The organism is Saccharomonospora marina XMU15 (genome assembly GCF_000244955.1).
Lineage (GTDB): Bacteria > Actinomycetota > Actinomycetes > Mycobacteriales > Pseudonocardiaceae > Saccharomonospora_A > Saccharomonospora_A marina.
In genome coordinates, this window is the sequence record NZ_CM001439.1 from 3,734,621 (window position 1) to 3,759,979 (window position 25,359).

A 25,359-nucleotide genomic window follows, 5' to 3' on the forward strand; every position below is an offset into this window, starting at 1 on the left:
TGGGCAGGCAGCGCGAGCGGCCGCGCGGGCGGCAGGGAGGCATCATGGGCGACCCCGTTGGCGAGGGGTTTCGGGGCAGGGTCGAGGTCGACATCCGCGACTCCGTCCCGGACTGGAAGCCGTTCCTGCAGCCACAGGCGCCCGCGGACGCGCCGAATGTGCTGATGGTCGTGTGGGACGACGTCGGCTACGGCGCGATGGACGTCAACGGCGGCCCGATCGAGACGCCAACCATGCGCAGGATCGCCGACGCGGGCATCCGGTACTCCAACTTCCACACCACGGCGCTGTGCTCACCCACCCGGGCGTGCCTGCTCACCGGTCGCAACGCCACCAGCAACGACATGGCTTGCATCGTGGAGGCGTCCGCCGGGTTTCCCGGCTCCTCCGCCCGGCTGCCGTTCGAGAACGGCACCATCGCCGAAGTGCTCGGCGAACGCGGCTGGAACACCTACGCGCTCGGCAAGTGGCACCTCACCCCGGGCGACGAGATGGACGCTTCCTCCTGGAAGGCGCGCTGGCCACTGGGACGGGGGTTCGAACGCTTCTACGGGTTCCTCGGCGCGGAGACCAACCAGTGGTATCCGAGCCTGGTCGAGGACAACCACCAGGTCGACCAGCCCGCGCAGCCCGAGGACGGCTACCACCTGTCCAAGGACCTCGCCGACAAGTGCATCCGCTTCATCCGCGACTCCAAGATGGTCGCCCCCGAAAAGCCCTGGTTCACCTACTTCGCTCCCGGGTGCAGCCACGCCCCGCACCACGTCTTCAAGGACTGGGCCGACAAGTATCGGGGCCGCTTCGACGAGGGCTACGAGGCGATCCGGCCCGCGATCCTCGCCAGGCAGAAGGAACTCGGGCTGCTGCCCGACGACGTGGAACTCTCCCCCATCAACCCGCACGGCGAACCCGACGTCACCGGACCGGACGGGCAACGCTGGCCGCTGATGGATTTCGTGCGGCCGTGGGACTCGCTGCGCGACGACGAGAAACGGCTGTTCGCCCGCATGGCGGAGGTGTACGCGGGCTACGTCTCCTACACCGACCACCAGCTCGGCCGGGTGCTGGACTACCTGGCAGAGTCCGGACAACTGGACAACACGATCATCGTCGCGGTGTCGGACAACGGCGCGAGCGCCGAGGGCGGCCCGAACGGCTCGGTGAACGAGGACAAGTTCCTCAACGGTGTCCCCGACACCATGGAGGACAACCTCAAACGCATCGACGGCCTCGGCGGCCCGACGACCTACAACCACTACAACACCGGCTGGGCGTGGGCGTTCGACACGCCGTTTCCGTACTGGAAGCGGTTCTCCGGCTACGAGGGCGGGGTCTGCGACACCTGCGTCATCTCGTGGCCGCGCGGCATCTCCGCCCGCGGCAGGGTGCGCGAGCAGTACATCCACGCCATCGACATCGTGCCGACGCTGTACGAACTCACCGGTGTGAAGGCGCCGGAAGTGCTGAAGGGATTCCCGCAGGCACCGATCGAGGGCCGCAGCTTCGCCGACACCATCACCGACCCCACCGCACCCGGCCGCACCACCCAGTTCTACTCGATGCTGGGCATGCGGGCGGTGTACCACGACGGCTGGCTGGCCAACACGTTGCACCCGCCGATGTCGGGCTGGGGCAGGTTCGACCACGACGCCTGGGAGCTGTACCACCTACCGTCCGATCGCACGCAGACCCGCGACCTCGCCGCCGAGCACCCTGACGTGCTGGAGCGGTTGAAGGGGCTGTGGTTCTACCAGGCCGGGCTCTACAAGGGACTGCCGCTGGACGATCGAACGGCACTGGAGATCGGGCTGTCCCCTCGCCCGCAGCCATCCGCGCCCCGGGATCGCTACGTCTACTACCCGGACACCTCGGAGGTGCCGCAGGCCTCCGCCGTCGACATCATCCGTCGCTCGTTCGGGATCGCCGCCGGGGTGGTGGTCGACACGCCCGACGCCGAGGGTGTGCTGCTGGCGTTCGGCGGCGTCGGCGGTGGGCTGGCGCTGTTCCTGCGCGAGCGGCGGTTCCACTTCGTCTACAACTGGCTGGGCGAGGACATCCAGCGGGTGTCCTCGGATACCGAGTTCGGCACCGGCAGGCACCTGTTCACCGCCGCGTTCGAACGCAGCGGCGGCGACCCCACCGGCAGCGCGCTGGGCACCCTCACGCTGTACCTCGACACCGACCGTGTCGGCGGTATCGAACTGAGGACCCAGCCGGGCCCGTTCTCGCTCAGCGAGGGGCTCAGCGTCGGCCGCGACAGCGGCTCCCCGGTCTCCCCCGACTACCGGCCGCCGTTCGCCTTCACCGGCGGGCGTATCGAAGCCGTGGCCGTGGACGTCTCCGGTGAGCGCTTCGTGGACCGGGAGAAAGAGGTGCTGGCCTACCTCATGCGCGACTGACTCCCGCCATCTGGACCGGGTTGCCGGGATGGCACCCGCGTGTTGGGTTGGGTGTGCTGCAACCCGCCGCACAGGGAGGTCCCTGCGATGTCCGTCACCGACGAACTGCTCGCCAACAACGCCGAATACGCGCGGACGTTCTCCGGTCCGCTTCCGCTGCCGCCTAGCAAGCGCGTCGCGATCGTGGCGTGCATGGACGCCCGCCTCAACGTCTACGGCGCGCTCGGGCTCGCCGAGGGCGAGGCCCACGTGATCCGCAACGCAGGCGGGGTCGTCACCGAGGACGAGATCCGATCGCTGGCCATCAGCCAGCGGCTGCTGGGCACCGAGGAGATCATCCTCATCCACCACACCGACTGCGGCATGCTGACCTTCACCGACGACGAGTTCAAGCGGTCGATCCAGGACGAGGTCGGCATCAAACCGCCGTGGGCCGCCGAGGCGTTCGACGACGTGGAGACCGACGTGCGCCAGTCGATGGCCCGCATCAACAAAAGTCCCTTCATCCCGAGGAAGGAGTCCGTGCGGGGCTTCGTGTTCGACGTGGCGACCGGAAGGCTCAGCGAGGTGAGCACGTAGCCGCGGTGACGTTCTGCGACACCGACCCACCCGCATGGAGTATTGATCACCTTCCGGGTCCGGGCCAGCCTCATACGCACGCTCGCCGAGGATTGGGGCTACTGGATGCGGAGACTGCCGGCGCTGCTGCTTGCCACCTTCGCTGCACTGGTCCCGACCACCGCACCGGCGGCGGCTGAGGAGACCGGGCCGCCGCAACGCCACTTCGCCGCGGCGCTGGCCTACTCACTGGCGCATCCGGACGCGATCCCGGCGGGTGCCAACGACTTCTCGTGCGAACCGAGCCGGCAGCACCCCAACCCGGTGGTGCTGGTGCACGGCACGTTCGAGAACCGCTACGACAACTGGGCCGCGCTGTCACCGCTGCTGGCCGCGCAGGGGTACTGCGTGTTCGCGCTCAACTACGGGGGCGCGGCAGGTAACCCCATCCAGGGCACCGGCGACATCGCCACCTCGGCCCAGGAACTGGCCGCGTTCGTCTCCGAGGTGCTGGTGGCAACCGGAGCGCAGCGGGTCGATCTGGTCGGGCACTCGCAGGGCGGGATGATGCCGAGGTACTACCTCAAGCACCTCAATGGCTCCTCGCGAGTGGACAACCTGGTGGCGCTCACCCCTTCCAACCACGGAACCACGCTGTTCGGACTGGCGAACCTGCTGGCACTGTTCCCGCCGGACCTGGTGGACCTCTTCTGCGCCGCGTGCAGGCAGCAGGTCGCGGGCTCGGACTTCGTCACCGAACTGAACTCCGGCGGCGAAACCGACCCGGCCGTCGACTACACGGTGATCGCCACCCGCTACGACGAGGTGGTGACGCCTTACACGTCCTCGTTCCTCGAGCAGGCGCCGAACGTGGAAAACCTGCTGCTGCAGGACTTCTGCCCGGCCGACTTCACCGAGCACGTCGGCATCTCCTACAACGAGGCGGCGATGCGACTGACGCTGAACGCGCTGGACCCGGAGAACGCGGTGCAGCCCTCGTGCTGAGCGGCGATCAGGGTTCGTAGCGGGCGTTGCGGTCCACGGCGAGGTAGATGTCGTTCGCTATCGGGTTGCGCCGTTCCTCGGCCAGTTGACCGAGCAGCCCTGCCGCGCGGGCCAGCAGGGCGAAGCCGCGCAGCAGTTCCACCGGCAGACCCAGGTCGGCCAGCGCGGCACCGCAAACACCGGCCCCGTTGAGCGGCAGGTCCCTGCCGAGGATGTCGGGAGCCACGCGGCCGACGGCCTCGAACAGTGCCAGGTGCGGGCCGTAGCAGCCCTCCTGCCTCGCGATGCTCATGATGACCGGCGTGCGGGGGTCGGCCCGCTTGTGCACCGGGTGCCCCAGCCCTGGAACGAGCTGACGATCCTGCCTGCGCTGCCGCACCGCCTGCCGCGCGAGGTCGTCCCATCCGGCGTCGGTGTCGGGCAGCGGCTCGCCCGCCTGCTGCAGTACCTCGGCGAGGAACTTGCCGGTGTCCTCGGTGACGCCGAGGAACCGCGAGCCGCCGCCGAGCAGGCCTGCCGCGAGCGCACCCTGGATCGACTCCGGCGCCGACAGCAGCGTCAACCTGGCTGCGATGGCTGTGGGGGTGAAGCCGTGGTCGGCCAGTGCCACCAGCACCGTCTCGAACACCCGCACCTCGCCCGGCCCCGGCCTACGCCCCGCGACGAGCCAGAACGCCAGCTCACCGAAGCCGACCTTGCCCATCAACTCGCCCGCGAGGTCGTGGCCAAGCAGGGTGATCGTGTCGGCGTCGGAAGTGCCCAGCGAGGTGGGATAGCCCGCGTCCGGTGTGCTCATCTGTCTGTCTCCTCCTCGCCCGCGACCGGCTCACTCAGCCAGGCACGGATCTCGTCGCCGTGTTCGTCCAGCGCGGGCGGCGCGAGCTGGTGTCTGGTCGCCAGAGCACTGAACGTGATGGGGTTGCGGATCACCGGCACGGCACGCTCACCGTCGCCCACCTCGACCACCGGATCGAGCCCCAGCTCCCGCGCGAGGGCGACGCCGCCGTCGACATGGTTGATGGGCCCGCACGGCACACCAGCGGCCGACAGCCGCTTGAACCACTCGTCGGCGCCGCGCTGCCGCAGCTTCTCCACCAGCAACGGGCGAAGCTCATCACGGTTACGGGTACGGTCCTCGTTGGTGGCGAACCGCGCGTCCTCGGGCAGCCCGTCCAGTCCGAGTTCGGCGCACAGCCTGCGGAACTGCCCGTTGTTGCCCGCGATGACGATGAGGTCCTTGTCCGCGGTGGGCAACGGCTCGTACGGGAACAGGCTGGGGTGCGCGTTGCCCATCCGGTGTGGAACCACACCGCCCGCCACGTAGGCGGAGGTGTGGTTCACCAGTCCGGAAAGCGCCGAGGACAGCAGGTTGACCTCGACGTGCTGGCCCGCGCCGGTGGCGGCGCGGTGGTGCAGCGCGGTGAGGATGCCGATGGCGGCGTGCATGCCCGTCATCACGTCGAACACCGAGATCCCGGCGCGGTAGGGCGGCCCTTCGGGGTCGCCGGTGAGGCTCATCAGGCCCGACGCGGCCTGCACGAGCAGGTCGTAGCCGGGCAGCGACGCTCCACCCGCGGTGCCGAAGCCGCTGATGGACGCGTAGATCACCCCGGGGTTGTCGGCGCTGACGGTGTCGTAGTCCAGCCCGAAGCGGGCCAGCCCGCCAGGCTTGAAGTTCTCGATCACGATGTCGGCGCGGGCCGCGAGTCGCCGAGCCATGGCGAGGTCGCCCTCGTCGGTGAAGTCGAGCGCGATCGAGCGCTTGTTGCGGTTGATGCCGAGGTAGTAGGTCGAGACGCCGTCGCGCTCCGGAGGCACCCAGGTGCGGGTGTCGTCACCGCCCGGCGACTCCACCTTGATCACCTCCGCGCCGAGGTCACCGAGCAGCATGGTGGCGTAGGGCCCGGCGAGCACCCGGGAGAAGTCGGCGATCAGCAGTCCTTGTAGCGGGCTTGGCGCACCGGGTGTGGCGGTCATCTGAAAGCTGAGCCTCTCGCTGTCGACTGATTCCGACTGGTCCAACGCATGTCCGTATGCCGGACCTCTGTCCGCATCATGGTGCGCGGCGAGGTGAGGGTGTGTCAAACCGTGGGGGTTGCCCGCGCCCCGGGACTGTGGCAACAATGTCCGTCACACGGACTAGTGTCCGACACATCTGGGACAGAGGAAGACCGATGGCTTTCGTCAACGAGGACAACATCACCGACCTCGCGGTGCGGCGCTGGGCCACCGCGCACCCCGATCGCCTCGCCGAACTGATGACCGCGCTGGTGCGGCACGTGCACGAGTTCGCGCGGGAGGTGGGACTCACCGAACAGGAATGGGCCGCGGCGATGGAATGGCTGGCCGCCACCGGACGGATCAGCGACGACAAGCGGCAGGAGTTCATCCTCTGCTCCGACGTGCTCGGGCTGAGCACACTGGTGGTGCAGCTCAACAACCGCTTCTCCGAGCAGGCGACGCCCGCCACCGTGCTCGGCCCGTTCCACATCGAAGGCTCACCGGAGGCGGAGTTCGGCCAGGACATGTCCGACGGCCTGCCGGGAACCCCGCTGTTCATCACCGGCACCGTCACCGGCACCGACGGCAAGCCCGTACCCGGCGCCGTGCTCGACGTGTGGCAGGCCGACGCCGAGGGCACCTACGAGGCCCAGCTGCCCGAGGTCGACGAGGCGAGGTTGCGCGCGAAGTACCGCGCCCGCGACGACGGCAGCTACTGCGTGCGCACCATCGCCCCGCTGGGCTACTCGATCCCCATGGACGGCCCGGTCGGCGAACTGATCGGCACGACCGAGATCAGCCACTTCCGCCCCGCCCACGTGCACTTCCTCATCGACGAACCCGGCTACGCCAGGCTCATCACCCACCTGTTCCAGCAGGGCGCCGACTACCTCGACACCGATGTCGTGTTCGGCACCAAGGACGCGCTGGTGGTGCCGTTCGTGGAGAAGCAGCCCGGCGAAACACCCGACGGCGGCAGCATCGACGTGCCCTACCTGCACGCCGAGTTCGACTTCGTCCTCGATGGCGAGGTGAGCACCTGATGGACCTGGCGCTGTTGCTGCTTCGGCTGCTGCTCGCCGCGCTGCTGTTCGGGCACAGCACGCAGAAACTGTTCGGCTGGTTCGGCGGCGCGGGTCGCGAGGGCACCGCCGCCGTGTTCGAGAAGTGGGGCTTCGTGCCGGGCAGGCGCATGGTGCTGGTGGCCGCGGTCGCCGAACTCGCGGGCGCGGGTTCGATCGCGGCCGGGCTGCTCACCCCCGCGGGCAGTGCCGTGGTGATCGGCACCATGGCCGTCGCCGCCGCGGCCACGGCTCCCAACGGGTTCTGGGCACAGCAGGGTGGCTGCGAGGTGCCGTTCACCTACGGCGCACTCGCCGCCGTGCTGGCGTTCTCGGGGCCCGGTGCACTTTCGCTGGACGCCGCACTCGGGCTGTCGCGGCCGTGGGAGCTGCCCTCCTACGTGTGGGGCCTGGCCGCGCTGCTGGTCGGCCTTGCCGCCGCCACCGTGCCGCTGACCATGCGCGCCCGCGTCGTGCGGTCGCGCGGAACCGATCACAACGAGGTGAAGACATGACCACCACACCGCTGCCGGAGCGGTTCGCGCACGGCCGCCCCATCCTGTTCCGCGACGCCACAGTGCTGTCGATGGACCCGGCGATCGGCGTCCTCGACGGCGGCGACGTGCTCGTCAGGGGTGAGCGGATCGAATCGGTCGGGCGCGAGTTGCCCGCACCGGACGACGCCGAGGTGATCGACTGCTCCGGCGGCATCCTCATGCCCGGCATGGTGGACACCCACCGGCACATGTGGCAGACCGCGTTGCGTGGCTTCGGCGCGGACTGGACGCTGTCGCAGTACTTCGTGTTCTACTACCTGAACTGGGGCAAGATCTTCCGCCCCGAGGACATCCACGCGGGCAACCTGCTTTCCGCGATCGAGGCCGTCGACGCCGGAGTCACCACCACGCTGGACTGGTCGCACGGGCTGTGGACCCCCGAGCACGGCGACGCCGCGGTGGAGGCGCTGCGCGCGGTGCCCGGCCGGTTCGTGCTGGCCTACGGCAACCTGCTCGGCGCCCCGTGGGAGTGGACGAACTCCCCCGACTTCCGGGCCTTCGTCGACCGCAACTTCACCTCCCGCGACGACATGCTCGGCCTGCAACTGGCCTTCGACGTCACCGGCGACGCCGCATTCCCGGAGAAGAAGGCGTTCGAAGCCGCCGCCGAGCTGGACCTGCCGGTGACCACGCACGCGGGAGTGTGGGGCGCCACCGGCGACAGCGGCATCGAGCTGATGTGGGAACACGGCTTCATGAACCCGCGCGTCACCTACGTGCACTCCTGCTGCCTCAGTGAGGACTCCTACCAGCGCATCGCGGCCTCCGGCGGCGCGGCTTCCGTGGCGACCGAGAGCGAGCAGAGCGCGGGGCAGGGCTACCCGCCGAGCTGGCGGCTGCGCAGGCACGGCATCCCGGTTTCGCTGTCGATGGACACCAGCGTGTGGTGGAGCGCCGACCTGTTCTCGGCCATGCGGGCGACGCTGTCGGCCGACCGTTCCCGCGAGCACCTCGAGGCGCAGGCCGCCAACGAGACCGTGGTACACAACAGGTTGCGCGCCGAGCACGTCGTGGAGTGGGCCACCATGGGCGGGGCGAGGACACTCGGCCTGCAGGACGTGATCGGCTCGCTCACCCCCGGCAAGAAGGCCGACGTCGTGCTCGTCAAGAACGACCGCTCGCCGGTGATGTTCCCGATCCTGCACCCCTACGGGCACGTGGTGTTCCAGGCGGGCAGGGGCGACGTGCACACGGTGCTCGTCAACGGCCGGGTGGTCAAGCACGAGCACCAACTGCTCGGCATCGACCTGACCGCCGCGCGCGCCGAGGTGGAGCGCACCGTGGAGTTCACCCGCGCGGAACTGGGCGAGGACACCTGGACCGAGTGCATGCGGCCGGAGATTCCGGAGACCGAGTTGATCCCCAACCCCTACACCTACAGCGAGTACCGGGGCGAGGGTGTCGCCGTGCGCCGCGAGCGGGCATGACCGGGCCGGATACAGTGTCCGGTGACCATCCGGTGGGCGGGCGGCCCCCCGGCCGCCCGCTCCCCGTCCCGCACCCCCCGGAAGGACGACCGATGCGCCGGGAAGCCCGCCCGGACTTCATCGAGGCGCTCGCACGCGGCCTCGACGTGCTCCGCGGCTTCCAGCCGGGCAAGCCGCACATGACGCTGAGCGAGGTGGCCGCGCAGGCGGGCCTGGCCCGGCCCACCGCCCGCCGCATCCTGATCACGCTGGAGGAGCTGGGGTACGTGCGCGGCGGCGACACCGGGTTCAGCCTCACCCCGCGCGTGCTGGAGCTGGGCATGGCCTACATCGGCTCGACCAACGTGTGGGAGCTGGCGCAGCCGCACCTGCGTGACCTGGTGGACCGCACCGGCGAGTCCTGCTCGATGGCGCAACTGGACGGCTCCGACATCGTCTACGTCGCCAGGGTGGCGGTACCCAAACTCGTGACGCTCGCGGTCACGATCGGCACCCGGTTCCCGGCGGCGCAGACCTCGCTTGGCAAGGTGTTGCTCGCCGCGCTTGAGGAGTCCGAACTGGACCGGGTGCTCGCAACCCCCAGCCGATCCGGTATCGAACCGCGCTGGAACCCGTCAAGGGACGAACTGGAGGAGACGCTGCGGGAGGTGCGCGCCAGAGGCTGGGCGGTGACCGACCAGGACCTCGCGCTGGGCATCCGGTCAGTGGCCGCGCCGGTGCGCAACGGGCAGGGCCGCACGGTGGCCGCCGTCAACGTCAACGCGCACGCCGCGGAGACGTCCGTGGAACACCTCGTGGAGGCCCACCTGCCGCTGCTGCTGCGCGCCGCCAGCTCGATCAGCGCCGACTGGACCGCGTGGGAGTCGCGGCCCATCGCCACGGTGCCGGTGCCCGCGGGCTGACCCGCAGGCGAGGCGCTCAGCGCAGCAGCCCTCCCCCGTCGTAGACGAGGCTCTGGCCCGTCATGAGCTCGCCGTCGTCACCGGCGAGGTAGGCGATGAGCCCGGCGAAGTGTTGCGGGGTGACCTCCTCGCGGATGGCCTGCTGCTGCCTGGTTCTTTCGAACACCTCGTCGGTGGAGTGAGCGCGGGTACCCGGCGTGGGCACCTGCGCGGGCATCACCGCGTTGACCGTGATGCCGTGCTCGCCGAGTTCGCGGGCCAGCACGCGCGTCATCGACACCAGCGCACCCTTGCTCGCCACGTAGGCGAGCTGGCCCGGCGCACCCGTGAACGCGGTGCGCGAGGCGACGTTGACCACCCTGCCCCGGTGCCGGGACGCCGACAAGTCGGCCAGGCACGCCTGCGTCAGGTGCAGCGCCCCCACCGCGTTGACCCCGAAGAAGCGGTGCATGTCCTGCGCGGTGGTGTGTTCGAAACCGGCACGGCCGGACAGCAGGCCTGCGTTGTTCACCAGCACGTCCACCGCGCCCAGTTCGGCTCGGACCTCGGCGATCACCGCGGCGACCCGGTCGGCGTCGGCAACGTCGCATCGCCATGCGCGCACCGGCCCTGGGCCGGTGGAGCCCACCTCGGCGAGGGTGTGGTCGGGCTCGGCGATGTCCAGCGCGGCGACGGCGGCGCCCTCCGCGGAGAGCCTGCGCACGATCGCGACACCGAGCCCGCCCGCGGCCCCGGTGACCACGGCGACGCGGCCGGACAGCCCGCCAGGCATGTCTCAGCGCTCCTGCGGGTGGGTCGCCAGCGGCTCGACGGTGACGTCCAGCCACGGCCACAGCGGCAGCGAGGCCAGCGCGTCGTGCAGCGCCGTGGCGTCGGGTGCCTCGAACAACCCGATCCAGCCCGTCCTGCCGGGCACGCGCCACAGCCGCTGCAGCGTGCCGTCCTCACGCAGCCGCACGGCGCGCTCCCGCTCCGCCGCGCGCAACTCGTTCCTGCGCTGCTCCGGCATGTCCGGTGGCAGGTTGTTGTCCGCCCGCACCAGGAATTCCACGTCCCACTCCCTCGCTGTGCCGCCAACGCCGCACACGGTAGGGCCTCGCCGGGCGAGGCGGCATCGCCTCGATGCCCCCTTTCGCCCGGCGAGGTGTCGCATGCCGGCTACGTCGTGTGTCGCAGAGGCGTCACGACCGGCCATGCGTCAGCTACCGGTCAGCTGCCGCTGCTCTTCCACGCCTCCTCCCAGATCACCCCGGGGTTCACCACGATCGGCGGGATCTTGGTGGTGAGGCCGGGAGCGTGCACTCCCTCGACCGCGAGGTTGGCCGGGGCGAAGGCCAGCCCGAACGGGGCGTAGGCGTTGTCGCTGATGTACTTGCCCGCCTGCTGGTACAGCTCGTCGCGCTCGCGCGGGTCGACGCTGGCCGCCGCCCGGTTGAGCAGGTCCTCCAGCTGCCGGTCGGCCACACCGCTGAACGGTGACTGCGAGGAGAACCGGAACCCGACACCGACGCCCGCCGCCGGGTCCCACGCTCCGGCGGTCTGCAACATCGCCTGCCACTTCCCGGAATTGAACTGCTGGACCAGTGTGGACAGCTGGTAGGTGTCGACCTTCACCTTGATGCCCGCTTCCTGCCACTGGGTCTGCAGCGCGGTCATCACCTGCTGGGCAACGTAGCTGCCGAGCGTGCCGAGTTCGACGCTGAGCCCACCCAACTCGTCGACGAGCTGCCTGGCCTTGGCCGGGTCGTGGGTGCGGTAACCGGGAACCGTCTGGTGGTGGAACAGCCCTCCCGGCCCGGTGAACAGCTGGCTGACCGGGTACAGGCCCTTGAACAACCCTTCCGAGATCGCCTCGAAGTTGGTGGCGTAGTAGATGGCTTCCCGTGCTCGCTTGTCGTCGAACGGCTTCGCCTTGGTGTTGAGCTGGATGACGTAGGGCGAGGTGGCGGGCTGCACGGTGACCGTGAGCCTGCCGTTGGAACGTGCCTGCTCCAGCAGCGGGGTAGTGCTCAAGCCCTCGTAGGCATCGCCCTGCCCGGCGAGCAGCGCCTGGTAGGCGGGCTGATCGCCACCGACCGACTTGAAGGTCAGCTTGTCGAGGTAGGGCAGGCCCTCCTTGAAGTAGTCGGGATTGCGTTGCAGCACCAGCTCGGAGCTGAGCTTGTTGGACACCACCTTGAACGGCCCCGCACCGACCGGGTTGATCTTGAACTTCTCCTCGCCCGCCTTCTCCAGCGCGGTCGGTGAGGCGATCCAGTTGACATTGGACACCGGGAAGGAGTTGATCACCGCGGCGTAGGGACGGGTGAACCGCAGCACCACGGTGCGGTTGTCCTCGACGGTGATGCCGTCCTGCTCCGCCAGCGGCCAGGTCGGCGAGCAGGTGCACGGCGACTCGATGTCACGCCGGAAGTTGAACGCCACCGCCTCGGCGTCGAACGGAGTGCCGTCGGTGAACGTGATCCCTTCCCTGATGGTGATCTTCACCGTCTTGCCGCCGTCGAGCAGTTCGTAGCTTTCGGCCTGGTGGGGCTTCACTTCCGCGTTGGAGCCGTTCGGAGTCGCCGCCGTCGGCGCGCAACTGGAACAGGCCGCCGTAGATGGCGCTCATCTGGGAGATGTTCGCCCCGCCGGTGGTGTTCGTCGCCGGGTCGAGCCCGGAGGGCCAGCCACCGGTGAAGGCACTGTCCTCCAACACGGTGAGCTCGCCGCCGCGTTGCGGTGGGCCCGCCGCTTCCTGCCCTCCCGCGTCGTCACCGCCCCCCGCGCACGCGGCGAGGACGAGCACCGGCGCCAGCAACAACGCCTGCCAGGGCTTGCATCGCGCTTCGAGTCTCACGTGTCCACTCCCTTGTGGTCCGGTCCGGGCGGCGCCCGCAGTGTGACGCGGGTCACCGACAACTCGACAGCGTCCTGATTCGGCAGGGCGCGGGCACCCCTCATTTCGCGGGACGGAAGCGAGCGCGGTGTTCGCGGCGACAGCTACGCCATTCGTCTCGCCCGGGGCTGTGCGGCTGCGCCGAATGCTTGCCGCGCGGGCGCCGCGGTGGCAACACTGGACAGGTGAGCGGTGAGGACGGGCGCTGCCCGGAGTGCGGGCGGCCCGCGGGTGACGCGGGTTCCTTCGACGACGCCAGGCGTGGCCAGCGCAGGCTCGCCGCCATCGCCAGGGCCGCCTCCAGCGTGGCCGACGCGGGTTCGCTCTCGGTCACCCTCGACGTCGTGGCGCGCGAGGTCGTGCAGGCCACCCACATCGCCGCCGCGCAGATCATCCGGGTCGAGGGCGGGATGATGCGGGTGGTGGGCAAGGCGGGCTTCACCGACGCGGAGGACTTCGCGCAGCGGCTGGAACAGTGCAGGCAACTGGGCGCGCGGATGCTGTTCGTGGAGGCGTACCAGGCCCAGAAGCGCATCGTCGTGCCACATCGCAAGGAGGCGGTGCTCGCGGACCCGGCGTGGGCGCCGCTGCACGGCATCATGGGTGGCCCGGACTGGGACACCTTCGTCGCGGTGCCGCTGGTGGTGCGCGGCAGAACGGTCGGCGTGCTCAACGCCTACTACTCCTCCGGCGAGGACCCCGGCGACGAGACGCTGGAGTTCCTCGACGCGATGGCCGACCAGGCGGCCATGGCGGTGGACTCGGCGGACCTGCTGGCCCGCTCCCGCCACGACGCGCAGATGGAGGAGCGCGCCCGGCTGGCACGGGAACTGCACGACTCGGTGGTGCAGCAGGTCTTCTCGATGCGGATGCAGGCCAAGGCCTTGCGCGCGCAGGTCGACTCCGGGCTGCCCGGCGGGCCGGGCGGTGTTCGCGCGGTGGCCGACGAACTGCTCGACCTCGCCCACAACGCCCTCACCGACCTGCGCAGCCTCGTGCTGCAACTGCACCCCGCCGAACTGGTGGGTCGCGGACTCGTCGCCGCGCTGCGCACGCACACCGAGTCCGTGGCGTCGGCGTCGGGACTGCGGGTGGGCTTCCATGCCGACGAGTTGCCCGACCTGCCCACCGACCTGCAGGAGGACCTGTACCGGATCGCGCAGGAAGCCCTGCACAACGTCGTCAAACACGCCGGGGCGCGAGCCGCCGAGGTGACACTGACCACCACCGGCGACGGCTCCCGGCAGCGCGTAGTGCTGCAGGTCAGCGACGACGGCGTCGGTGTCGGCGCCGAGGTGGGCAGGCCGGGCGGGCTCGGCCTGGTCTCGATGCGCGACCGGGCACACCGCTGGGGCGGCAGCCTTCGCCTCGAGGGCTCGCAGCACGGCAGCACGGTGCGTGCCGAGGTCGGCCTCGTCGGCGTGGAGGGCGCGGTGCCCGTCGAGTGATCCCGGCCACACCGGCGCGCTCGGAGCAGGCGGTACGGTCGGCGGCGTGGGTGTGAATCAGCGGGCCGAAGTGCGCATGACCGACGACGAGATCGCGGAGTTCCTCGGCCGAGGCCGGGTGGCCACGCTGGCGACCAACGGCCCCGACGGCACGCCGCACCTGGTGGCCATGTGGTACGGCTACCTCGACGGTCGCATCTACTTCGAGACCAAGGCCAAGTCGCAAAAGGCCGTGAACCTGCGCCGCGACCCCACCGTGGTGTGCATGGTCGAGTCAGGAGACACCTACGACCAGCTACGCGGGGTCTCGGTGGAGGGCACCGCGCACCTGATCGACGATCCGGCCGACGAGGAGTACTGGGCGGCCGGGGTGAACGTGTTCGAGCGCTACCACGGTCCCTACACCGAACAGGCGCGGCCGATGCTGGAGATGATGCTGAACAAGCGGGTGATCGTGCGCGTGGAACCCAAGCGGGTCCGCTCCTGGGACCACCGCAAGCTCGGCCTGCCCGCCATGCCGGTCGGCGGCAGCACCGCCCCCTTCCTGCACAATGCCTGATCCGGTGCGCTGATCCGGTGCGCTGATCCGGGTGCGCTGATCCGGGCGCTCCGGCCCGGTGCGCCGGCCAACTGCTCGATCCGGTGCTCCCCGATGCGGTGCCGGATCGGACTCAGCCCTCACCGATGCCGAGAAACCGGTAGGCGTTGCGGTGGGTGATGTCGGCCAGCGCGTCGGCGGGCAGCCCCAGCGAGTTCAGCGTCCGCGCGGCCGGGTCCTCGCGCGGCATCGCGGGGAAGTCCGAACCCACGAGGATGCGGTCGTGGCCGAGCAGGTCGATCACGTAGCGCAGCGCCCTGCGGTCGAACACCATCGAGTCGTAGTAGAAGCGGCGCGCGTAGTCCAGCGGTGAAGGGCCCTCCTCGTAGGCGAACGCGCGCTCCGGCACCGGGGGCTCCTCGTTCCACACCCCCGACCAGAAGTACTGCGCCCTCGGCAGCATCAGCGGAAACCCACCGGCGGCGTGGCTGAACGAGATCCGCAGGTCGGGGCACTTCGCCGCGGTACCGCCCAGGATCATCGACGACGCGGCCAGCGCGCCCTCGATGCCGACCACGTAGGTGCCGATGCCCGAGGCGGGCAGCCGGTCGATCGGGGCGGGCATCGCGTGCACGAACACCGCCAGGTCCAGTCGCTGCACCTCCTGGAAGAACGGCAGGAAACGCTCGTCTCCCACGGAGACACCCAGCACGTTGGACGCGATCTCCACGCCCTTCAGGCCCGCGTCCTTGACCGCCGACAGTTCCTTGGTGGCGGCGTCCACGTCCTGCATCGGCACCATGCCCAGGCCCAGCAGCTTCGCCGGGTCGTGGGAGCACAGCGTGGCCGTGAACTCGTTGACGTGCCTGGCCAGCGACAGCCCGTCGGCGGCTGGCAGGTCGTAGCGCAGCAGCGGCGGCATCGGGGAGACGGCCTCGGCGTCGACGCCGGACTCCGCCATCGCCTCGACGCGCCGCTCGCCCTCGAAGAACACGTCGCGGGCCTTGAATCTGGTGTTGCCGAACAGCAGGGTCCGCGCGGTGTCACCGTCGACGGGCTCCATTTTCGGGAAACACTCCGGCGCGTCGGCCGGGTAGTCCTTCGGCAGCAGGTGGGCATGGGTGTCGACGAGCACGGCAAAGCCTCCGGTCGGTTTCGCTCAGGAGTTCGGGTGAACGGACACGTGCACGGCCTGGGAACCGGGCACCTCGCCCGCCAGGGTCTCGATGGCCAGCGCCGTGTCGTCCAGCCCGAAGGTGTGGGTGTGCAGCTTCTCCAGCGGGAAGCGCCGCGACTCGATGATGGCGATGGCTTCGGCGTAGGCACGGGCGTCCACGCCGAACGCGCCCGCCACCGACAGCGCCCTGTTGATGATCAGGTCGGTCTTCAGCGGCACCTCCCGGCCGCCCTTGAGCCCGGCGAGCACCACGCGCCCGCCGTGCCGCGCGGCCAGCAGCGCGTCGGTGACCGGCTGGGTCGCCATCGGAGTCAGTTCCAACACCACGTCGGCCATGGCGCCGTCGGTGATCTCCCGCACCCGCTCGACGACGTCGGCACCGCCGTCACCGTCGACGACGACCGTGTGGTCGGCGCCGAACTCCTCGGCCAGCGCCAGCTTGTGCGCATCGGACCGCAGCCCGGTGACGATCACCGTGCCCGCGCCCGCGGCCTTGGCCGCGATCACCGAGGCGATGCCACGCTGGCCCGCACCCAGCACCAGCACCGTGTCGCCCAGCCCGGCCCCTCCGAGGTGCACCGCCCACCGCACCCCCGCGCCGAGCGGGTTGAACATCGCGGCCAGTTCCGCGGGCAGGCTCGCGTCCACCTTGTGCAGCACGGCCCCCGGTGTGAGGTAGAGGTACTCGGCCAGGCCACCCCACAGGCCCGGTTCCACGTCCAGCGGGGTCACACCGTGCCCGTACTTGCGGTTGGGGCAGGACTGGTAGCGCCCGGTCAGGCAGTTGTGGCAGGAGCGGCACGGCACGATGACCTCGAGCGCCACCCGGTCGCCGGGCTGGACGCCCCAGCGCTGCGCCGCCCGCTCGCCGACCTCCTCCACGATCCCGAGCGGTTCGTGGCCGGGAACGAACGGGCCGCCGTCACCGCGCATGTGTCCTTTGTAGATCTCGACGTCGCTGCCGCAGATGCCGTTGGCCTCCACCCGCAACAGACCGTCGTCCGGGCCGATCTTCGGGCGGGGCAGTTCGCGAATCTCGATCTTGCGCGGCCCCACCTGCACCGCCGCGCGCACCATGTCCGCCATCGGGCTCAGCCCTTTCCGTTCTCGCCGACGACCCGCGTCAGCTTGGTCTTCATCTCCGAGCGCGCGATCGTTCCTGGCGGAACGAGCGTCACGTCGGTGCGAACCGACAGCCGCGACCGCAGCAGCGACTCCAGGCTGCGCCGCAACTCCTCGTGGTCGCCGGGCTGCGCGCCCCACTCAGCCTCGACGCGCAGCGGCGGCTCCACCTTCGGTCCCGGCTTGGGCAGCACCACCTGGACAGCGCCGGTCGTGCGCGGGTGCAGGGTCTGCACGATGTCGCGCACCGCCGAGGGGAACACGTTGACGCCGAGCACGATGAGCATGTCGTCGGTGCGGCCGACGCAACGGATCAGCGGCACGCCGTCGGCGGCCCTTCCGGTGACCCGTACCCGGTCCCTGGTGCGGAACCGAACCAGCGGGCAGCACTCGCGGTCGACCGCGGTGTAGACCAGCTCGCCCGATGCCCCGGGCTCGACGTCGATCGGTTCCCCGCTCTCGGGGTCGATCAGCTCGACCACCACATGCCTGCCCCCGGTGAACCGCATCCCGTCGTCGCCCGGCGCCTCCGCGAAGATCACCGGCGCCATGTCGGCGTTGCCGAGTCCCTCGGTGACGGGTGCGCCCCATTCCCGCTCGACGTGTTCGCGAAACGCCGGTTCGCCGCCGCCGGGCTCGCCGCCGACGAGGATCTTGCGGACCCCGAACTGCTTCGGGTCGTAGCCGCGCTCGCGCAGGTACTCGGCGAGGTAACGGGCGTAGGAGGGGGTGGAGTGCAGTGCCGTCACCCCCAGCGTCTGCAGCGCGAGCAGCGCCTTCTCCGACGCGCCGGTGCCGATCGGCACCACCGTGCAGCCGATGTGCTCCAACGCGTCCCGGATCGGCAGCCCGCCCACGAACAGCGTCAGCCCCGCTGCGTGCAGCACGACGTCCTCGCGGGTGGCGCCCATGGTGGAGAAGGCGCGCGCCACCATCTCGGTCCACGAGTCGGCATCCCGCCTGGTGACACCGACCCAGCTCGGAGTGCCGGTGGTTCCGGTGGAGGCGTGCAGCCGGATGACGTCTGCCATGTCGGCGCCCGCGTGCCTGCCCAGCGGCGGCGACTGCGCCTGCGAGTCACGCAGCATCTGCTTGCTGGTGAACGGCAGCTTGCGCAGGTCGTCCAGCGAGGTGAAGGCAGTGGGAGTCACTCCGTGTTCGGCGAACAGCTGCGCGTAGAACGGGGATCTGGCGGGCAGGCCGCTCAACTGCTCGCGCAGCAGCGCCTCGACGGCTTCCGCCTCCGAGGGCGGGACGAAACTCGATGTGGCCACGCGGTGGGAATCCTCTCGCGGTCGGTGTCGGTCAGTGCTCGTGGACGAGTACGCCGCGGATGTTCTTGCCTTCCACGAGGTCGCGGTAGCCCTCATTGACCTCGTCCAGCCGGTACTTCCTGGTGATGAGCTCGTCGAGCTTGAGGTCGCCGGAGCGGTACAGGCCCAGCAACCTCGGCACGTCGTACAGCGGGTTGCAGTCGCCGAACAGCGCGCCCCGGATCTGGCGCTGGTAACTGATCAGAAAGCCCGCGTGCACGTGTACCGCGTGCTCACCGCTCTTGCCGACGGCGGTGACGGTGACCTTGCCCGCCTTGCCGACGAGTTGCACCGCGGCGTTGACAATCTCCTCGGTGACCACGCCGGGCGTGCAGATGGCGTGGTCGGCGAGCTGGCCGCGCGTGGCGTCGACCACGAACTCGCGTGCCTGCTCGGCGTCGGCGAAGGTGTGGGTGGCGCCGAAGGTCATCGCCATCTCGCGCTTGAACTCCACCGGATCAACGACGACGACGTGCTTGGCGCCCGCGAACCGCGCACCCTGCACGGCGTTGCTGCCGACACCGCCCGCACCGAAGATCACCACGGTCTGCCCCGCACGAACCTCGGCCGCGTACACCGCCGAGCCCCAGCCGGTGGGCACGCCGCAGCCGACCAGCGCCCCGATCTCAAACGGGATGTCGTCCGGCAGCGGGATGCAGGCCCACTCCGACACCACCGCGTACTCGGAGAAGGTGCCCAGCGTGCAGAACCCGCCGAGGTCCTCCTCGCCGAGATGGAAGCGGAAGGTGCCGTCGGCGAACATGCCGGTGGCGGCGTTCTTGCCCGCCACGCACATGTTCTGGTGGCCGGTCGAGCACGGCCGGCACGCGCCGCAGGCCGGGATGTAGGAGCAGACGATGCGGTCGCCCGGCTTGACCCTGCGCACGTGCGGGCCGACGGACTCCACGATCCCAGCGCCCTCGTGCCCGCCGACGATGGGGAACCGCACGTGCGCGTCGCCCTGCGTGATGTGGTGGTCGGAGTGGCAAAGGCCGGAGGCGTGGAAGCGCACCCTGACCTCGTGTGCCCTCGGCTCGTCGAGGGTCAGCTCGGTGATTTCCCAGGGCGTACCCGCCTCGCGGGCGATGGCCGAGCGCGTCGTTATCCTCATTCGGGCCTCCGTTGCGGGGTCACGGCACCGGCCGCGGCGGGCACCGATTCCGTGACGTGCGGCAGCACCTCGGTGCCGAGCAGCGCGATGTGCTCGAGATCGTGGATGTCGTAGATGTGCAGGTAGACGGTGTCGGCGCCGGCCTGCGCCAGGCTCGCGATGCGGTCGGTGACCAGTCCCGGCGATCCGATGGCGGCGTTGGTCCGCATGAACTCCGAGCCGATCACCTCGGCCCTGCGCCGTACCTCGGCCTCGTCGGCGCCGCAGGCGACGGGCAGCACCACGGAGCGGCGTGCCTGCCCCGGGTCGCGCCCGATGGCCTCGCAGGCGCGGGCGAACACCTCGAAACGCTCCCGCAGGTCGCCGCCGAGCGCCCCGTTGAACTCGTCGGCGAACCGCGCGGCGATCGCGGGTGTCCGGCGCGGGCCCGTGCCGCCGATGATGATCGGCGGGTACGGCCGCTGCGCAGGCCTGGGCGGCGTCCGGTTGTCGTCGATGCTGAAATGCTTGCCCTGGAAGGAGAACGGCGAAGCGTCACCGGCCGAGCGCCACAGCCCGGTGATGATCTCCAACTGCTCCTCCAGCCGGTCGAACCGCTCCCCGGTCGGCGGGAACGGCAGGCCGAAGGCGGCGTGCTCACGCTCGTACCAGCCGGTGCCGAGGCCGAGTTCCAACCGGCCGCCGCTCATCTCGTCGGCAGAGGCCACGATGGTGGCCAGCAGTCCGGGACCGCGGAACGTCGCGGCGCCCACCAGCGCGCCGAGCCGCACCCGGTGGGTGTCGCGCGCCAGCCCACCCAGGGTGGTCCAGCAGTCGGTGGGCCGGTAGGTCGAGTCCTGCGGGTCCACGCCCATCAGATGGTCGGAGCGGAAGAACGCGTCGAAGCCCGCGTCCTCGGTGGCCCTCGCCAGCGCCAGGATGTCGGTGTAGGTGGCTCCGTGCCGGGGCTCCATCAGCACCCGCAGCCGAAGCTCACCGTGCTCAGGCCGTGCCACGGATCGACACCGTCTTCACCTGGGTGTACTCCAGCACCGCGTCGGCGCCCATGGTGCGGCCGAAACCGCTTCGCTTGTAGCCGCCGAACGGGCCGCCGATCAGTCCCGCGCCGAGTGCGGCGTTGACCGCCACCTGGCCCGCCTGCAGGCCGCGCGCCATGGCCACGGCGCTGCCGACGTCCCTGGTCCACACCGAAGCCACCAGTCCGTAGTCGGTGCCGTTGGCGACCTGAAGCGCCTCCTCGGCCCCGTCGACGGGGATCACCGACAGCACCGGGCCGAAGATCTCCTCCTGCGCGATCCGCATTCCCGGCTCCACCTTGTCGAACAGGGTGGCCTCGACGAAGAAGCCGCGCTCGAACGCCTCCCCCGACGGCACGCCGCCGCCGGTGACGACTTCGGCGCCCTCCTCGCGGCCGGATTCGAGGTAACCGAGCACCCGCTCCCGCTGCTTGGCATTGATCAGCGGTCCCATCTGGACGTTCTCGTACCACGGTCCGATCCGCACCGAGGCCATGCCCTCCGCCAGCCTGCGCACCACCTCGGAGTGGATGGAACGGTCGACGACGACGCGGGAACCCGCCGCGCAGATCTGGCCGGTGTTGAGCGTGATGCTGCGCACCATGGCCGGGATCGCGGCGTCGAGGTCGGCGTCGGCGAGCACCACCTGCGGTGACTTGCCGCCCAACTCGAGGTGCAGCGGGACGATCCGCTTCGCGCAGGCCTCCATGACGGCCGAGCCGGTTGCGGGAGAGCCGGTGAAGCTCATCCTGGAGATGCCGGGGTGGGCGGGCAGCGCGGCACCCGCCTCGACGCCGTAGCCGGTGACGACGTTGACCACTCCCGGCGGGATGCCTGCTTCCAGCACCAACCCGGCCAGCGCGAGCGGTGTCAGCGGCGCGTCCTCGGCGGGCTTGACGACGACGCAGTTGCCCGCCGCGATGGCGGCGGCGACGTCGTTGGCGAACATCGGGCCCGGCGCGTTCCACGGGATGATGCTGCCGACCACGCCGTAGGGCTCGCGCAGCGTCAGCCCGAGCACGTCGGGAGTGTGCGAGGGCAGGCTCAGCCCGCTGATCTTGTCGGCCTGTCCCGCGATGAACCGCACCATCCCTGCCATCGGCGTCGGCCCCCAGTGCGGCCGGCCGACCTCCTGCGACTCCAGCTGGTCCAGTTCGGACTCGCGCTCGTCGATGAGCGCCGCCCACCGGTTCAGCAGCGAGGCCCGCACACTGGGGCTGGTGTCGCGCCAGGCGGGGAAGGCCTGAGCCGCCGCGGAAACGGCGGCGTCCACATCGGCCGCTCCGCCGCGCGGGACCCTGGCGAGCACCTCGCCGGTCGCCGGGTTGAGCACCTCGATGACCTCGCCGCTCGTCGCCGCGACCCACTCCCCACCGATCAGGTGGGCGTTGTCCTTCGGCAGCACTGCGGGCGGTCCTGGAGGAGCGAGCGTCATGTTGGTGTCTCCTTGGGCTTGAGCGTCGTTGCTGAAGGCGGGTGAAGGCACTGGCGTGAAACGCTGAGGGCGGGGTGGGGCGCTGAAGCGGGCGCGTGGAGCGGCCCTGCGCGGCCCGTTCTCAGTGTTCGTGCAGGATCACACCGCGGATGTTCTTGCCGGAGAGCATGTCCTCGTAGCCCTGGTTGACCTCTTCGAGCCGGTAGCGACGGGTGATCAGCTCGTCGAGCTTGAGGTCGCCGGAGCGGTACAGGCCCAGCAGCCTGGGCACGTCGTAGAGCGGGTTGCAGCCGCCGAAGATGGCGCCCTGCACCCGGCGCTGGTAACCGATCAGCGGTCCGGGATGGGTGTCGACGGACCCGTTACCGACGGCGGTGATGGTGACCTGCCCGCTCTTGCCGACGATGTCGATGGCGTTGGCGATCACCTCGTCGTGCAGGATCCCCACGGTGATGATCGCGTGGTCGGCGAGCTCGCCCCACGTCGTCTCCACCACGAAGTCGTGCGCTTCCTTGGCGTCGGCGAAGGTGTGGGTGGCGCCGAAGACCGCCGCCATGTCCCGTTTGAACTCCACCGGGTCCACCACGACGACGTTCTTGGCGCCCGCGTATCGCGCTCCCTGCACGGCGTTGCTGCCGACACCGCCCGCGCCGTAGATCACCACGGTCTGCCCCGCGCGCACGCCCGCCGCGTACACCGCCGAACCCCAGCCGGTGGGCACGCCACAGCCGACCAGCGCGGCGATTTCGAACGGGATGTCCTGTCCGATCGTGATGCACGACCACTCCGAAACCACGGCGTACTGGGAGAACGTGCCGAGCACGCACAGCCCTCCGAGGTCCTCTCCTTCGTGGTGGAAGCGGAAGGTGCCGTCGGCGAACATGCCGGTGGCGGCGTTCTTGCCCTCGTCGCACAGGTTCTGCCTGCCGGTCGAGCAGTACCGGCAGGCACCGCAGGCGGGGATGAACGAGCACACGACGTGGTCACCGACGGCGACCCTGGTGACGTCGGCACCGACCGCGTCGACGACGCCCGCGCCCTCGTGGCCACCGACGACGGGGAAGCGCATCTGCGCGTCGCCCTTCTGGATGTGGTCGTCGGAATGGCAAAGGCCCGCGGCGTGGAACTTGACGCGGACCTCGTTGGGCCCTGGTTCGTCCAGGTCGAGTTCGGCGATCTCCCACGGCCTGCCGGGCTCCCGACAGATGGCCGCACGCGTGGTCTGACTCATGAGCACCCCGTTTCCCTCAGGCGACTCCCAACGATGCCCAGCCGATGCACCCGACATCGACACCGCTTCCGCGTCGCGGAAGATGCGGTGGGACCGCGAACGGCGGCTACGGCGGCAGGCTTAGCCGGGTACGGACGCGGCAACCGGGTCCGGCAGAGACATCTGTCTCACCTGCGGGTTCCGGCTGCCACCGGCGCGGGCGGCTGCCTTGACCCGGGAACGCGGCGCGGGTGACGCTGTACCATGGCCGGTATCCGGACGTTTGTCCGCTACACGGTGTGCCGCGCCGGTTGCACAGCGACAAGGAGGATGTGCGATGTCTGGTGCCACGCACGACGCGCTGCTCGACTCGGGGCGCCGGGAGGGTGCGCGGCCGATCCGGGTGCTGATCGTGGACGACCACGCGGTGGTTCGCCGGGGCCTGCGTGCCTATCTCGACGTCATCGTCGACGTCGAGGTCGTCGGTGAGGCCGCGGACGGGGAGCAGGCACTGCGGGAGATCGACGCCATGGCCGCGTACGGCGAGGCGCCCGACGTGGTGCTGCTCGACCTGCTCATGCCCAAGCTCGACGGCATCGCCACCATCAGCCGCATCAACGACCGCCACCCAGGCGTCGGTGTGGTGGTGCTCACCAGTTTCGGCGAGATCGAGCGGGTGCGGGCCGCGCTGACCAGCGGCGCGTGCGGCTACCTGCTCAAGGACGCGGAGCCGGGAGAGGTCGTGGCAGCCATCCGAGCGGCGGCGGGCGGCGAGATGTTCCTCGACCCCGCCGTGGCCAGGCAACTGACCAACACGCTGGTCTCACCGGGCGGCGAGGCGGCCACACTCACCAGGCGGGAACTGGAGGTGCTGGCGCTGGTCGCCAAGGGACAGTCGAACCAGGAGATCGCCGACGAGCTGTACATCAGTGAGCGCACGGCGCGCACCCACGTCAGCAACGTGCTGCGCAAGCTCGGGCTCACCTCCCGCACCCAGGCGGCCGTGGTCGCGGTTCAGCGCGGACTCGTACCCCCGCCGCACGGCGGCCGCTGAGCGGCGACACGACCGGCGCTGGCGGCGCTGGCGACTCACACGTCCAGCACGAGCCGCCCGCCCTTGGCGCGCGAGACACAGATCATCATCACCTCGCCCTCCTCGCGCTCCTCCTCGGACAACACGGAGTCGCGATGGTCGGGCTCGCCGTCGAGCACCACGGTCTCGCAGGTGGCGCACACCCCCTCGGTGCACGAGGAGGGCACCTCGACGCCGGCCCGCGCCAGGGAATCCAGAATGGACACTCCCGCCGGCACGGTGACGGTGAGCCCTGACGCCGCGCACTCCACTTCGAACGGCCGGTCGTCCTCGCCGCCGTCGCGCCGCTCGCTCGCGGTGAACCGCTCGACGTGCAGGGTTTTCGGTGGCAGCTCGCGGCAGTGTTCCTGCACGGCGTCGAGCAGGCTCGCCGGACCGCAGCAGTACACCAGCGTTCCCGACTCGAGTTCGCCGAGAATCGCGGGAAGGTCCAGCAGGCCGTGCTCGTCCTGCGGCCACACCCGGACCCGCTCGCCGTAGCGCTCCAGCTCCTCGAGGAAGGCCATCGACCGCCGGGACCGGCCGCCGTACCACAGCCGCCACCCGGCACCGTCGCGCTGCGCCTTCGCGACCATCGGCAGCAGCGGGGTGATGCCGATCCCGCCCGCGATGAACACGTACCCCCGCGCGGGCAACAGTTCGAAGTGGTTGCGCGGGCCCACCACCTTCAGCCGGGTGCCCTCGGTGGCGTTGTCGTGCAGCCATGCCGAGCCGCCCCGGCTTCTCGGTTCGGCCAACACCGCCACGCGCCAGGTGCCGCTGCCGGTGTCACCGGTGTCACCGGTGTCACCGCAGTCACCGCACAGCGAGTACTGCCGGATCAGCCCGTTCGGCAGCCACACGTCGAGGTGGGCACCCGGGGTCCACGACGGCAGCGGTTCGCCGGTGGCGGAGCCGAGTTCCAGCGATATGACTGACTCGGCCTCGGTGTTGCGCGACACCACGACGACCTCCACGGTCGGCACCACGTCGATCAGCTCCTTCGCCACCTGCCGGTACTGGGATTGCCGAAGAAGCCGAAACTAATGTGCGGGCGGTCGCGGGTGTAACTCGCCTATGACCTGACCGGCGTGGCGAAATGTCGTGCCCCGGCCAGGTCATCCGTCTC

Annotated in this window: 23 protein-coding genes; 10 read left to right on the top strand and 13 right to left on the bottom strand. The window is 70.3% G+C overall.

What is annotated here, in order from left to right:
- Positions 1-44 precede the first annotated feature (44 nt).
- From SACMADRAFT_RS17650 to SACMADRAFT_RS17660, 3 genes are all read left to right on the top strand, one after another.
- Positions 45-2,399, top strand: coding sequence for an arylsulfatase (locus tag SACMADRAFT_RS17650; protein WP_009155193.1), 2,355 nt, complete (start codon positions 45-47; stop codon positions 2,397-2,399).
- Positions 2,400-2,486: 87 nt separating this feature from the next.
- A complete protein-coding gene (locus tag SACMADRAFT_RS17655; RefSeq protein WP_009155194.1) occupies positions 2,487-2,978 on the top strand; it encodes a beta-class carbonic anhydrase in 492 nt (163 codons plus the stop codon).
- Between the two features lie 105 nt (positions 2,979-3,083).
- Positions 3,084-3,962: an esterase/lipase family protein gene (locus tag SACMADRAFT_RS17660; protein WP_050998389.1), complete on the top strand. Its 879-nt coding sequence runs from the start codon at positions 3,084-3,086 to the stop codon at positions 3,960-3,962.
- Between the two features lie 7 nt (positions 3,963-3,969).
- Here SACMADRAFT_RS17660 and SACMADRAFT_RS17665 read toward each other — a convergent pair whose 3' ends face one another.
- Both SACMADRAFT_RS17665 and SACMADRAFT_RS17670 read right to left on the bottom strand, forming a co-directional pair.
- Positions 3,970-4,758, bottom strand: a complete 789-nt coding sequence (locus SACMADRAFT_RS17665) for a citryl-CoA lyase (protein WP_009155196.1) — start codon at positions 4,756-4,758, stop codon at positions 3,970-3,972.
- Positions 4,755-5,939, bottom strand: coding sequence for a CaiB/BaiF CoA transferase family protein (locus SACMADRAFT_RS17670; protein ID WP_009155197.1), 1,185 nt, complete (start codon positions 5,937-5,939; stop codon positions 4,755-4,757). Before SACMADRAFT_RS17670 ends, SACMADRAFT_RS17665 begins: the two co-directional genes overlap by 4 nt.
- Positions 5,940-6,136: 197 nt before the next feature.
- Between SACMADRAFT_RS17670 and SACMADRAFT_RS17675 the strand changes: the two genes are divergently transcribed.
- From SACMADRAFT_RS17675 to SACMADRAFT_RS17690, 4 genes are all read left to right on the top strand, one after another.
- A complete protein-coding gene (locus tag SACMADRAFT_RS17675) occupies positions 6,137-7,006 on the top strand; it encodes a dioxygenase family protein (RefSeq protein WP_009155198.1) in 870 nt (289 codons plus the stop codon).
- Entirely contained in the window at positions 7,006-7,539 is a 534-nt protein-coding gene (locus tag SACMADRAFT_RS17680) for a DoxX family protein (protein ID WP_009155199.1), read from the top strand. Before SACMADRAFT_RS17675 ends, SACMADRAFT_RS17680 begins: the two co-directional genes overlap by 1 nt.
- A complete protein-coding gene (locus SACMADRAFT_RS17685) occupies positions 7,536-9,008 on the top strand; it encodes an amidohydrolase family protein (protein WP_009155200.1) in 1,473 nt (490 codons plus the stop codon). The genes SACMADRAFT_RS17680 and SACMADRAFT_RS17685 overlap by 4 nt, the downstream gene beginning before the upstream one ends.
- Before the next feature lie 92 nt (positions 9,009-9,100).
- On the top strand, positions 9,101-9,910 hold the full coding sequence (locus tag SACMADRAFT_RS17690; RefSeq protein WP_009155201.1) for an IclR family transcriptional regulator domain-containing protein: 810 nt from the start codon (positions 9,101-9,103) through the stop codon (positions 9,908-9,910).
- Between the two features lie 16 nt (positions 9,911-9,926).
- Here SACMADRAFT_RS17690 and SACMADRAFT_RS17695 read toward each other — a convergent pair whose 3' ends face one another.
- From SACMADRAFT_RS17695 to SACMADRAFT_RS17705, 3 genes are all read right to left on the bottom strand, one after another.
- Entirely contained in the window at positions 9,927-10,682 is a 756-nt protein-coding gene (locus tag SACMADRAFT_RS17695) for an SDR family NAD(P)-dependent oxidoreductase (RefSeq protein WP_009155202.1), read from the bottom strand.
- Positions 10,683-10,685: 3 nt separating this feature from the next.
- Positions 10,686-10,961, bottom strand: coding sequence for a muconolactone Delta-isomerase family protein (locus tag SACMADRAFT_RS17700; RefSeq protein WP_040925753.1), 276 nt, complete (start codon positions 10,959-10,961; stop codon positions 10,686-10,688).
- A 158-nt stretch (positions 10,962-11,119) separates the two neighbouring features.
- Entirely contained in the window at positions 11,120-12,448 is a 1,329-nt protein-coding gene (locus tag SACMADRAFT_RS17705; RefSeq protein WP_009155204.1) for an ABC transporter substrate-binding protein, read from the bottom strand.
- A gap of 525 nt (positions 12,449-12,973) precedes the next feature.
- Here SACMADRAFT_RS17705 and SACMADRAFT_RS31205 point away from each other — a divergent pair.
- The gene (locus tag SACMADRAFT_RS31205; protein WP_009155205.1) at positions 12,974-14,236 is read left to right on the top strand and encodes a GAF domain-containing sensor histidine kinase; all 1,263 of its coding nucleotides are present in this window, start codon (positions 12,974-12,976) and stop codon (positions 14,234-14,236) included.
- A 46-nt stretch (positions 14,237-14,282) separates the two neighbouring features.
- A complete protein-coding gene (locus SACMADRAFT_RS17715) occupies positions 14,283-14,795 on the top strand; it encodes a pyridoxamine 5'-phosphate oxidase family protein (protein WP_040926550.1) in 513 nt (170 codons plus the stop codon).
- 112 nt (positions 14,796-14,907) lie between these two features.
- Here the strand turns inward: SACMADRAFT_RS17715 and SACMADRAFT_RS17720 are convergent, their stop codons facing one another.
- From SACMADRAFT_RS17720 to SACMADRAFT_RS17750, 7 genes are all read right to left on the bottom strand, one after another.
- Positions 14,908-15,909, bottom strand: coding sequence for an amidohydrolase family protein (locus SACMADRAFT_RS17720; RefSeq protein WP_009155207.1), 1,002 nt, complete (start codon positions 15,907-15,909; stop codon positions 14,908-14,910).
- A gap of 24 nt (positions 15,910-15,933) precedes the next feature.
- Positions 15,934-17,037 carry a zinc-dependent alcohol dehydrogenase gene (locus SACMADRAFT_RS17725; protein ID WP_009155208.1) on the bottom strand — a complete coding sequence of 368 codons (1,104 nt, stop codon included), beginning with the start codon at positions 17,035-17,037 and terminating at the stop codon, positions 15,934-15,936.
- A 5-nt stretch (positions 17,038-17,042) separates the two neighbouring features.
- Positions 17,043-18,347 (bottom strand): phenylacetate--CoA ligase family protein, encoded by a 1,305-nt coding sequence (locus tag SACMADRAFT_RS17730; protein ID WP_009155209.1) that lies wholly within the window; start codon positions 18,345-18,347, stop codon positions 17,043-17,045.
- Between the two features lie 31 nt (positions 18,348-18,378).
- Positions 18,379-19,497, bottom strand: coding sequence for an NDMA-dependent alcohol dehydrogenase (locus tag SACMADRAFT_RS17735; protein WP_009155210.1), 1,119 nt, complete (start codon positions 19,495-19,497; stop codon positions 18,379-18,381).
- A complete protein-coding gene (locus SACMADRAFT_RS17740; protein ID WP_009155211.1) occupies positions 19,494-20,492 on the bottom strand; it encodes an LLM class F420-dependent oxidoreductase in 999 nt (332 codons plus the stop codon). Before SACMADRAFT_RS17740 ends, SACMADRAFT_RS17735 begins: the two co-directional genes overlap by 4 nt.
- The gene (locus SACMADRAFT_RS17745; protein WP_009155212.1) at positions 20,479-21,948 is read right to left on the bottom strand and encodes an aldehyde dehydrogenase family protein; all 1,470 of its coding nucleotides are present in this window, start codon (positions 21,946-21,948) and stop codon (positions 20,479-20,481) included. The genes SACMADRAFT_RS17740 and SACMADRAFT_RS17745 overlap by 14 nt, the downstream gene beginning before the upstream one ends.
- A gap of 121 nt (positions 21,949-22,069) precedes the next feature.
- Positions 22,070-23,179, bottom strand: coding sequence for an NDMA-dependent alcohol dehydrogenase (locus SACMADRAFT_RS17750; RefSeq protein ID WP_040925754.1), 1,110 nt, complete (start codon positions 23,177-23,179; stop codon positions 22,070-22,072).
- A 316-nt stretch (positions 23,180-23,495) separates the two neighbouring features.
- Here SACMADRAFT_RS17750 and SACMADRAFT_RS17755 point away from each other — a divergent pair, with 316 nt between their 5' ends.
- On the top strand, positions 23,496-24,212 hold the full coding sequence (locus SACMADRAFT_RS17755; RefSeq protein WP_009155214.1) for a response regulator: 717 nt from the start codon (positions 23,496-23,498) through the stop codon (positions 24,210-24,212).
- A gap of 35 nt (positions 24,213-24,247) precedes the next feature.
- On the opposite strand, the gene SACMADRAFT_RS17760 is transcribed toward SACMADRAFT_RS17755, so the two are convergent.
- Positions 24,248-25,240, bottom strand: a complete 993-nt coding sequence (locus SACMADRAFT_RS17760; RefSeq protein ID WP_232285424.1) for a PDR/VanB family oxidoreductase — start codon at positions 25,238-25,240, stop codon at positions 24,248-24,250.
- Between the last annotated feature and the right edge of the window lie 119 nt (positions 25,241-25,359).